The 11,341-nt window shown below is 46.2% G+C and carries 10 protein-coding genes and 1 pseudogene; all 11 read right to left on the bottom strand.

The genetic code is table 11. The features are described 5' to 3' along the window. A partial coding sequence (locus tag A6049_RS31340; protein WP_240321595.1) for a collagen-like repeat preface domain-containing protein occupies positions 1–1,451 on the bottom strand: 1,451 nt, incomplete at its 3' end. A 196-nt stretch (positions 1,452–1,647) separates the two neighbouring features. After that, positions 1,648–3,132: an ATP-binding protein gene (locus tag A6049_RS31335; RefSeq protein WP_275078684.1), complete on the bottom strand. Its 1,485-nt coding sequence runs from the start codon at positions 3,130–3,132 to the stop codon at positions 1,648–1,650. Next, positions 3,101–3,817 carry a response regulator transcription factor gene (locus A6049_RS31330; RefSeq protein ID WP_017687664.1) on the bottom strand — a complete coding sequence of 239 codons (717 nt, stop codon included), beginning with the start codon at positions 3,815–3,817 and terminating at the stop codon, positions 3,101–3,103. Before A6049_RS31330 ends, A6049_RS31335 begins: the two co-directional genes overlap by 32 nt. Positions 3,818–3,960: 143 nt before the next feature. After that, the gene (gene ccsA / locus A6049_RS31325) at positions 3,961–5,223 is read right to left on the bottom strand and encodes a cytochrome c biogenesis protein CcsA (protein ID WP_063568322.1); all 1,263 of its coding nucleotides are present in this window, start codon (positions 5,221–5,223) and stop codon (positions 3,961–3,963) included. Further along, positions 5,220–6,893, bottom strand: coding sequence for a cytochrome c biogenesis protein ResB (gene resB / locus A6049_RS31320; protein WP_063568321.1), 1,674 nt, complete (start codon positions 6,891–6,893; stop codon positions 5,220–5,222). The genes ccsA and resB overlap by 4 nt, the downstream gene beginning before the upstream one ends. 14 nt (positions 6,894–6,907) lie before the next feature. Then, entirely contained in the window at positions 6,908–7,435 is a 528-nt protein-coding gene (locus A6049_RS31315) for a redoxin domain-containing protein (protein ID WP_063568320.1), read from the bottom strand. 253 nt (positions 7,436–7,688) lie between these two features. Continuing rightward, positions 7,689–8,438, bottom strand: a complete 750-nt coding sequence (locus A6049_RS31310; protein ID WP_063568319.1) for a pseudouridine synthase — start codon at positions 8,436–8,438, stop codon at positions 7,689–7,691. Between the two features lie 222 nt (positions 8,439–8,660). Continuing rightward, positions 8,661–9,479: a S1 family peptidase gene (locus A6049_RS31305; protein WP_063568318.1), complete on the bottom strand. Its 819-nt coding sequence runs from the start codon at positions 9,477–9,479 to the stop codon at positions 8,661–8,663. A 64-nt stretch (positions 9,480–9,543) separates the two neighbouring features. Next, positions 9,544–10,077: a spore maturation protein gene (locus A6049_RS31300; protein WP_063568317.1), complete on the bottom strand. Its 534-nt coding sequence runs from the start codon at positions 10,075–10,077 to the stop codon at positions 9,544–9,546. A 6-nt stretch (positions 10,078–10,083) separates the two neighbouring features. Further along, positions 10,084–10,710 (bottom strand): nucleoside recognition domain-containing protein, encoded by a 627-nt coding sequence (locus A6049_RS31295; protein ID WP_063568316.1) that lies wholly within the window; start codon positions 10,708–10,710, stop codon positions 10,084–10,086. An 18-nt stretch (positions 10,711–10,728) separates the two neighbouring features. Next, positions 10,729–11,341, bottom strand: a pseudogene (locus A6049_RS31290) (D-alanyl-D-alanine carboxypeptidase); the annotation flags it as partial.

Below are 11,341 nucleotides of genomic sequence, written 5' to 3'. Positions count from 1 at the left end.
GTCAAACCTGCACCCGTGGCTCCCGTTGTACCGGTATCTCCTGTTGCGCCGGTTAGACCAACTCCGGTTGCCCCTGTTGCACCCGTGGCTCCTGCACCAGCCAACAACGTGTAATCCGGGGATGTTCCTGGAGTACCTGTTGGTGATGCCACATTTGCAATATACGTGCTGCCATCAAACGTCACGACTTGACCCGCTGGATACGTTGGTGCTACCGCCGGATCGAACGGTACAATCCCACTCAAACCTACTCCAGTTGCTCCCGTTACACCCGTTGGCCCTGTAGGGCCTGCGCCTGCAATCAATGTATAGTCAGGGGATGTACCTGGCGTTCCCGTTGGTGATGCCACATTTGTAATATAGGTGCTGCCTTCAAAAGTTACAACTTGACCGGCCGGGTATGTTGGTGCCACTGCTGGGTCAAACGGAACAGAACCACCGAGTCCCACTCCTGTTGCCCCAGTGGCCCCAGTAGCTCCGGCCGATGCCAGCAAAGTATAATCCGGTGAACTACCCGGTGTTCCCGTTGGCGATGCCACATTAGTAATATAGGTACTACCGCCAAATGTTACAATTTGTCCTGCCGGATAACCTGGTGCGAGCGCAGGATCGAATGGAATAGAGCCTGTTAAGCCTGCCCCTGTTGCTCCAGTCGTTCCGCCTGACAAAAACAACGTGTAGTCTGGAGAACTTCCCGGTACTCCGGTAGGACCATTCACGTTAACAACATAAAGACTGCCGTTATACGAAACCACTTCACCTTGCACATAGCCAGGTGCCTGAGCGGGATCAAAAACGGAAATATCATTCAATCCAACTCCAGAAGCCCCCTGCGGACCTGGTACGCCTTGGGGTCCTAGAGGACCTAGAGGACCTACCGGACCTACTGGTCCTACTGAGCCTCCTGGCCCGGCTGGACCTGGCACTCCGGGAACACCCGGAACCCCTGGAACTCCCGGGGGACCTGGAGGACCTGGAGTTCCCGATGTTCCAAATGAACTGGTAGCACGAGTCAATGATACGGATATGGATCGAATCAAACCGACCAATTTATCTTTTTCCGCAGGCGGAACTTCCAGAAGCAACGTTACACTTAATAAATCATCAAGCAAGTTTTGCAAGTTGCCAGCCAGATTGATAACGGCTACAGGTACAACTTCAGAACCTGCTATGGTTAATTCCAGAACGGATTGTAACTCAGCTTTCACCCCAGCTCGAAAACCAGAGGTATTAACAAAGGTGAGCAAACTCCGTAAACTGTTTTGCAATGCGAGAATATTAGACGCTGTAGGCTGACTAACAGCTGCAGGAATAGTCACTGCCAATGCTTTCAAAATGGACTCAAACTGCTCCACTTCACTCGATGTTATTGGAATAAACGGTGATCCCGCTCGAAACGATCTTCCTTCTATGAAAGCTTTAATATTCACCCTTTTTCTTTCATCAGACATGCCTAATCCACTCCTCCTTTAACTTCTTCGCTTTTCAAGCTTATGTATCATAAGAGGCAAAATTATCTTGGACACATTTTTTGATGCAAAAAAAAGAGAACATACTGTTCCACGTTGAACAAGATTAAACGGTACTGTTCAACAAAAAAGCACCCTCAGCATGAGGGTGCTTTCGCACTTTTTGTATGAAATCGGGCTATTTCGAAGAATCCACAGGAAATTGTAAAATAAACTCTGTTCCTTCACCAAGTACACTATTAACGATAATGGTACCGTGATGGGCATCCACAATATTTTTTACAATTGCGAGCCCCAGTCCTGTACCGACACTTTCACCCCGAACACGAGCCTTATCTGCTTTGTAGAATCGTTCAAAGATGAATGGCAAATCAGAAGATGGAATGCCTACGCCCTCATCTTTTACAGTCACTTTAGCTAGAGGTGTCCGGATATCCGATAACAGCTCTGCCGATATGACAACATTTTTGCCTGAGGGCGTATGCCGAAACGCATTATCCAACAAATTTGTGAATACCTGTTCAAGCCGATCCTCGTCAGCCTGGTGAAGTTCAATCGAAGTCTGTTTGCACTCAAACCGAAGATGGATATCCTGTTCTTTGGAACGTACCGAGAACTTTCTATATACACGCTCCAATAGTTCAACCAGATCCACTTCCTTCACGGCCATATCCGTATGACCCGCTTCCATTCGCGCAAGATCAAGCAGATCTTTAACCAACCTGCCCATACGTAAAGACTCATCATGAATCACTTGAATTAATTCTTCACTTTCTTCTGGAGAAGCCGCCATTCCATCCAAAAGAGCTTCACTATACCCTTGCATCATGGATAGCGGAGTTCGTATTTCATGAGATACGTTGGCGACAAAATCACGGCGCATCTTCTCAAGTCGTACTTCCTCCGTTACGTCACGAAGCACAGCAACAGCCCCCCGTACGACACTATCCGCATACAAAGGCGCCATCTGAACAGACCAGACACCCTGCTGCACATGCACGTTAGAGTTCTGATCGCCACCTTGCTCCATCACCATTTTGAACAAAGGAACGAGTGGTTCCGGCACCTCTCGTGAAGAACTCACAGCATTCTCCGAATCCTGTCCCTCACCCATTTGTGCCCAGTCCAAATCACACCAAGCCTGCATGATTTTCTCTCCAGGGGGGTTTGTCAAAATAACTTTCCCTTCACCATCGAATGTCACTACGGCATCGGTCATGCTTCGGAGCACGCTCGCCAGATGTTCTTTTTCATGGTTAAGGTTGCGAATGTTATCTTCCAGCTGTGCAGCCATATGGTTAAATGTATTACCTAATTCTCCAATCTCATCGCTCGTTACAAGGGAGAGACGTGTACCGTAATTTCCTTTCCGAATCGCATTGGCTGCCTGAATTAACTGCTGCATCGGCTGCGTAATTTTCGTAAAAAGAAACAGCGCAAAAAAGGTCGTCAAACTGAATCCGATAATACAAACATACGTGAACAAACGTTTGATATCTCTCGACTCAGACTCCGCAAAATTCGTATCAATATACGGCAGCAAAAAAAGACCCAATGCTATGAGTACACAGCCCACAAGGCAAATAATCGTAATCCATAACTTCCCGACCAGCGATCTCCAGAAACTAAAACTACTTCGGTACTTCCAGTTTATAACCCACACCCCACACCGTCGTAATCATCGCCGCTGATTCTGGCGAAACCTTGTTTAACTTCTCGCGAAGACGCTTCACATGCGTATCCACAGTACGAAGATCACCAAAGAATTCATAGTTCCATACATCCTTCAGCAGCTCTTCTCTGGAGAAAACTTTATCTGGAGATGTCGCGAGATAATGCAACAGTTCATATTCTTTCGGTGTTAGACTGATCTCTTCCCCACCCGCAGTTACGCGGTGAGCATCATGTTCGATGACCAAATGAGGAAATACGATATTGTTGCTTGAATTACTCTCCTTGGACAGATACGCTGTCGCAGAAGAACGACGCAGAATCGCCTTCACCCGGTAAATCACTTCACGTGGACTGAACGGTTTAACGACATAGTCATCTGCTCCAACTTCAAAGCCCTGAACGCGGTTAATTTCTTCGCCTTTTGCAGTAAGCATCAAAACCGGAGTTGATTTTACCTGACGCAAACGGGTACATACTTCAACGCCGTCCATGCCCGGCAACATCACATCAAGCAAAATCAGACCATAGTCACCTGCAGTTGCTTTTCGCAACGCAGTTTCCCCATCCTCTGCTTCATCGATTTCATAACCTTCTTTTTCGAGATACATTTTCAAAAGCCGTCGGATTCTTTCCTCGTCATCCACGACGAGTATACGGTTCTCATGTTCAGCCATTCCACTCCAGCCCCTTTGCAATAACTCCTCATCACTTCTATTATGTTCGATCTGGCGAACAATATTTGAATGCCCCATTGGACGTAGGGGCTCACGTATGTGTTTCATGGATTTCTCTCGGGAACTTTACGAAACTACCTATCCTAGTCTGCCCCTGCGTAAGAATGCAACCCGGCAATGATCAAATTCACACCAACGAGCGTAAACATAACGACCAAAAACCCAAGTACTGCAAGCCATGCAGACTTGCGGCCCTGCCAGCCTCTGGACAAACGCAAATGCAGGTACACACTATAATATAACCATGTTATCAAAGCCCACACCTCTTTGGGGTCCCATCCCCAGAAGCGGCTCCAGGCAATCTGGGCCCAGATCATAGCGAAAATTAATGCTCCCAATGTAAATATAGGAAATCCTATAGCAATTGCCCGATAACTAATCTCATCGAGATCATCGGCATCAATGCCATCAAGCATCGGTTGCAGAGCTTGTCCAAGCGGTCTTCTTACAATTAAACGAATAAGTCCATATAAGATCAACCCTACAATCAAAGACCAGACTACCGTATTCAGTTTACGTCCAGCATTAACTCCGTTCATCCAGGAAGGTGTCTCAAGTAATGGTTCCTTCATGCCAAGAAACGGTTTTATGCTCTCCACTTCGCTATTATAAGGCGCAAAAATAGGAGGCATGCGATAAATCACTTTCTCTATTGTACTATTTTCCTGTACCTCTGTGTCAATGCTAGCGATTTTCTGAACAAAAACCGCCTCATATCCGGATGCACGGAAAGCAAATACCGACCCGATAAACCCAACGACAACGACGATAGTGATTAATGTAAACTCAACCCACCCGCGCTGGCGTCTGGATGACTTATCCTTGCCACTGAAATCGACTGTGCGTAACAAGTACATGAATCCCGCCGCAAAGCCTACGGCGAAGAATGCCTCGCCAAGAGCTGCCAACGTCACGTGGATCTTGAGCCATATCGATTGTAAAGCAGGGATCAGCGGCTGTACTTCCTGAGGAAATACGGCTGCATATGCCATAATAATGATGGTTAGTGGCAATGCAAACAATCCCAGCAACGATTTGCGATAGATGGCGTAAACTACAATAAATGCCACCATAATCATCATGGAAAGAAAACTCATAAACTCATACATATTACTTACTGGTATATGGCCTGCTCCAGCCCAACGTGTACCAAAGAAGATGAGATGTGCAGCTAGTGCAACAGTTGATGCAATAAAGGCTCGTTTCCCCCATCGTTCTACATGAGCTTGCGGGTCACGATTACTCCATTTCTTTCCCATGACGGCAACGCCATATAACATAAATGCAGCACAATATAGAAAAAAAGATACGATAAATGCGTCGCTGCTGAAATCCAATAAACTCATGTTTGGTTCCCCCCGTTATCCAACGACTTCTCATCCACTTCCACATTCATATGTTTTAACACAGCTGCAATCTCACGCCTAAATCCAAACCAGTTTTTATTCGTATGGCCACCTAGGGTGAGCTGTCCATCATCAATACGAATCCAAATACGTCGGTGGTGCCAGTAAAAGCCCATAACCAGACCCAACATAACGATTCCTGCACCAACCCATACAAAAGGCATGGCCTTATCAATACGGATATTGAGGTAACTCACGGATTGAATGATGTCCACCTTATCCATGCTATCAACCTCTAGCTGCAAAGGAATTTCTCCTCCATTCAACTGTTTGTTAATTGCGTCCTGTTGAAAACGTTGTTTATCTATCTGCTTCGCAAAATACAAATACTGCATTCCCGCTTCAGGTAAATTGGGACCCTTGATGTTAAATAGAAAGGCAGGCGCATTCGGTGAAGGGGATTTTGATTTGGGTTCTCCATTTTCATCCAGCCCAAAATCCATATATTTTTCTTTAACACTCAGACTATAGGGTCCAGCTTCAAACGTTCGCTGCGTATCCACCATAGCAATTTGGATTGCTCCATACTTCTCACCCGTCTGGGCATTGACCAAATCAGGCGTTACCGAACGAATCGTTGGTGTCAGATCATAATCAAATTGATATGCTTTTAATCCGTGGTAATTCAGTGGATGGTTCACTCGAACATCATGTCGGTCCACCTCGGTCAATTGAGGTTTTTTCGAAGGATCCGAGCAATCTGCCGTACATTCGTACAATACCACTTTGGTTTCAAATAGTTTTGGAACGGTTTTGTTCAAATTACGGAACTGTTCTGGAACCTCATCTTCATTGTAAAATTCAACATTAAACTGTTCATTCTTCAAATACATGGAGGTATTCGGTATTTTTTTGATTTCCCCTTGGGGAAAAGCAACATGCTCATCCAGATTCAGCCCGGGAAGTCCTCGAGCAAGTACTGCGAGCAGGAAGATAATCAATCCGATATGGATAACATATGGCCCCCAGCGACTGAATCGATGTTTCTCGGCCAGCAATGCAGTACCCTCGGTATGCACGCGATAACCTTTCTTTTTAAGCGGCGTAACCGCTTTCTTAATCCAGTCTTCTGATGCCTCATCTATGGAACCTTGATACACCAGTCGCTGGCGTGTAAGAAACTGCATGTGTTTGCGTATTTTCTGTTTATTCAGCGCTTTATATAGTGGAAGTACCCGGTCTAGACTGCATATGACCAATGAAGCGCCGATCAGTACCAGTAACAAAATAAACCACCAGGATTCGTATGTATGGGACAGACCCAGCAGATAATAGATATGACCCAACTGACCGTATGTGTCCTTGTAATATACGGATGGATCAATATTCAGAAATGTACTTTCTTGTGGATAGATTGTGCCCAGCATGGAACCTACAAGTGTAAACACAATCATGTAAACAGCAATTTTGACCGATGAGAAAAAGTTCCATATGCGGTCAATGATTTTGGGATTGGTACGCTGCGAACGACGCGCCATGCCATCATAACGCATTTCCAATACTTCATCCGATTTGACCTCGGCCTCCAGCAGCGGCTTGCCACAGGCTTCACACAGCACAGTGCCCACCGGATTCTGGTGTCCGCACTCACATTTCGTATTTTGGAACACGACTAGACCTCCTGTCAGGGCTGTTTCGCCAGTTGTGAAATTTGAGCGTCAAGTGTGTCCAAATCAAGTTGACCGATATGAATGGTGGAGATTTTGCCCGTGTCGGAGACAAAAAATGTCGTTGGCATCGGCGAAATGCCAAAATCCCGGATCGAGTTTTTGTCACGGTCGAGCATAATCGGAAACGTAACGCCCACCTGTCGAACAAAATTTTCCACGGTCATCTGGTCTTCCCCAACATTGATACCAACAAATTGCACACCCTGGTCCTTCCATTTGTCCGCTTGCGCTTGTAGCGCAGGCATCTCTTTGACACAAGGCTCACACCATGTTCCCCAGAAGTTGATTACCATGGCTTTGCCTTTGTATTCCTCAGACGTATGAACTTGTCCATCCAGGCCCAGCAGTTCAAAAGAAGGAGCTTTGTCTCCTTCTTTTGGCTTGCCATTCGAGCCGGATACCGATGTCGTAATCGCATATCCGCCCAACACCAGGATCAATAACAAAATGACGATTTGCACCGCTCTTCTTGATTTCCCCATGTGCTGCTCCCCTTTTAAGTCAGCTTTTTGCATAATTTGAATTTAAACGCTCCCGGGTACAAGAATTAGACGAATAACACCATTTCGATCTAACTCTTGCTGATTGAAAGTCGCTCCGGGGATTTATGCAAAAAGCTTGAGTGACTAGCATTCGCATATAACGGTCTTGGACAACTGTGAACATCCTATGAACAATTATAGCGAATTTCGTCACAAAACTTCGGCGCTTTTATGAAAATTATGTGTCCTCACATTACCTTTTTTTCATTTTTTTGGCGGGTTCTGATTTTGCGAGCGTAATCAGGTTGTTGACTTCTTCTTTGGTTAGATTGCGTGTGAGTCCCCGTTTCAGGTTTTGAAGCAAAATACCACCAAACGAAATCCGTTTCAGACGTGTTACCGGATGGTTAATCGCTTCGAACATACGTCTAACCTGACGGTTACGCCCTTCGTAAATCGTAATAGAGATAACAGATTCATTTGCTGCGGTATCCACATCTTTGTACTCAATCTCTGCCGGAGCTGTCATACCATCGTCCAGCATAATGCCTGTCTTTAATTTCTCCAGAGCCGAACCATGTGGAACACCTTTAACGGTTGCATGATACGTTTTGGGTACGTGGTGCTTCGGATGCGTCAACAAATGCGCAAATTCGCCATCATTGGTCAGAATGAGCAATCCTTCTGTGTCATAATCCAGACGACCCACTGGGTATACCCGTTCCTTGACACCTTTAAGATAGTCGGATACAATTTTCCGACCTTCCGGGTCTGAAGCACTTGTGATAACACCCTTCGGTTTGTTCAACATCATGTACACTTTCTTTTCACTGCGGATCGGTTTACCATTAACCGTAATCATATCCTCTTCGGGGTTCGCTTTCGTACCCAGTTCGGTTACGACCTCCCCGTTAACTTCTACTTTGCCGGACAGGATCAGTTCCTCGCTCTTGCGGCGGGATGCAATGCCTGCCTGTGCGATAATTTTTTGTAATCTTTCCATGTTTGTCATGTCACCTCACACTAATGATACCCATCAAGGCCGGAAATCACAAGGATAATCCATCGATTTTGTTAACGCAGGGGTTGTAAACACCTTTTAAGCTGCATTTAGCTATGTATTTAGGCCAAAAAAAGCTCACCCTCTCACTGCCGGTATGCGACAGGAGCGTTAAGGTGAGCCGTTCAATTTCAACCATATGTAACCACTACAACATGAATAAGTTTAATTGGCTACTTTACCAGCAACAACGACCTGTTTTTTCGCAGGGGTTGCACTTTCTTTAATGAAGGATTGCAATGTTTTGGAAGTAATATAATAAGTACGTCCGCCGTATACAAAGGTCATCATGCCAATAACCCGATTGTTCTGGTCCAGAACAGGGCCACCTGAATTGCCTTGTGCCACTGATTTTACGATACTGCCAATGCCCTTCTTGCCTGGAACATCTGAATCTTGTGAATTAAATACTCGGCTCTTGGCGATTGTATTGTAAGTTGAAGGGAAATCTTCGTCCAACAGCACAAGTTCCCCGGCGGAATTTTTAGGAAATCCGATGGTATAGACGATTTGATTATCTTTCGCATTTGCAAACGTCACCGGTTGTGCGTCGATTTCTTTGTCCAGCTTCAGCAATGCCATATCTGTCACCGGATCTGTTTTGATGATTTTGGCTTTAACCGGCTTGTCCAGATGACCTGGGCTTGCTACAGTAAGTGTGCCTTCATCCCCATCAGACAGTTCAGCATAATCCTGAACGACATGATAGTTGGTTAGCACCTCATCCTTGGAGATCAGTATGGATGTACCTACATCATAATATACTGAATCGGGTTCATCCTGTTTGACCAGACGTACGTTCACAACTGGAAAAGAATCCGCTGTAACGGCCAACTGAGCACGTAGTTGTTTATCGAAGTAACCCGTAAAATGAATCGTATTAACGGCTTGAGCCGCAGCCAACCCCGTCTGTCCTGCAAGCAACGCAATGGTAAGCATACCTGACATCCCAAAGCGGAGCATTCGTTTCCAACTCTTTTGCATGGTTCTCACTCTCCTCCGCTATCATTCTAGCATAATTCGTATATCGGAAGGAGAGGGCATATTTTTAACCAAATACAATTAAACAAATAACCAAGGCAGCAATGAATCCAACCAGATCGGAAAACAACCCAACTTTGAGCGCATAGCGACCATTGCGTATACCTACCGCTCCAAAATAAACAGTCAATACATATAGGGTTGTATCCGTACTGCCTTGAATCGTGGAAGCCATGCGACCAATCATAGAGTCAGGTCCATAGGTTTTGATCAGGTCAGTCGTAAAGGCAAGCGAGCCTGTCCCGGTCAAAGGACGCAAAATACCGAGCGGCAATACTTCTCCCGGAACCCCCATCCAGGACACAAGTGGTGCGAATAGGCTGATTACATAATCCAATGCACCGGAAGCACGGAATACACTGATCGCAACCATCATGCCTACCAGATGGGGAATAATGCTGATCGCCGTAGAGAAGCCATCTTTGGCCCCATCAACAAAAGATTCGTAGACCGGGACCTTTTTGGTAAACGCATATAATGGAACAAACGCGATGATAACCGGAATGGCCCAGACGGAAATCCAGTTGATGAAGGTTAACAACGTTGCTCATCCTTTCATACCGGGATTGTCACTTTTATGTACACGCGGCGGCCTGTGAAGTGCCCTATTTCGGTACCAGCGATCGGCTACAATGGCTGCAAATGTCGCAATAATGGTTGCCATTAGCGTGGTACCTACAATTTCCGTGGCATTCGCGGAATGATAATTAAGTCGAATGGCTATCAGGGTTGTCGGAATAATGGTGATACTCGCTGTATTCAGAGCCAGCAAAGTACACATGGCAGGGGAAGCCGTTTGTTTATCCGGATTCAGCTCTTGCAGTTGCTGCATGGCTTTGATCCCCATTGGGGTTGCCGCATTGCCTAGGCCGAGCAGATTGGCACTCATGTTGGATAAAATATAGCCCATGGCTGGATGATTCCGCGGAACATCCGGGAACAAAAAGCCAACAACCGGACCTAGCAGCTTCGCGATTCGTCCCAGTAGCCCTGCATCCTCAGCCATTTTCATCATACCCATCCAAAACACGAGCACACTGATCAGCCCAAAACATACCGTTACTCCGGTTGCTGCTCCATCAAAAGCCGCCTGCGTAACAACTTCAATTTTGCCTTGTGCTGCTGCAAAAGCAAATCCGGTTACGATCATGAGAAGCCAGATTAAATTGATCAAAGGATAACCCTCCCCTCATTATGGAGATAACAAATGGCTTAATACCGCGCGCCATGCGGAAGCCCAGGTAGAAATTTCACCGATCCCTCCCAGAGTTGCATCCTCTGTCTTCGGCTCTGGCGGAATATAACTTCCTTTGCGATACACAGGAATTGAACCCACAAGTTTCCCGTCAAGCTGCATATCAATTCGGCCGGCCAGTCCAAAAGTAGGATCTGTCGTTTTTGCATCTCCCTCTGTACTCTCCTGTGCCCGGTTATCGAGTAAAATCAGCTTTTTCGTCAATGAGGACGTCTCACTCTTCGCTAGAGGATAGGTGAACCCGCGACCTGTGACCACATCCGTGTTTTGTACAGGCTGTTCTTTTTTTGCAATTTCCACCAAAGGGAAGTTTTCAAAACCGAAATCCAGCATACGTGCATGGTCATTCCAATCGTCGCCATCGTTAAGGGTTACCGCAGCAAGCTGTTGCCCATTGCGTGAAGCAGAGCTAACCAGACAACGGAACGCCTTTTTGGTATATCCGGTCTTTACGCCATCGGCCCCCTCGTACAACCGCAGCATTTTATTTTTGTTTTGCCAGGAGTACTCCCAGCTCTCATTCGGATTTGGAGCCGACTTGTTCTCCGTA

The organism is Paenibacillus sp. O199 (genome assembly GCF_001636635.1).
Taxonomy (GTDB): Bacteria; Bacillota; Bacilli; order Paenibacillales; family Paenibacillaceae; genus Paenibacillus; species Paenibacillus marchantiae.
Note: the sequence above shows the minus strand (reverse complement) of the source record. Positions and strands in the feature narration are given on the sequence as shown.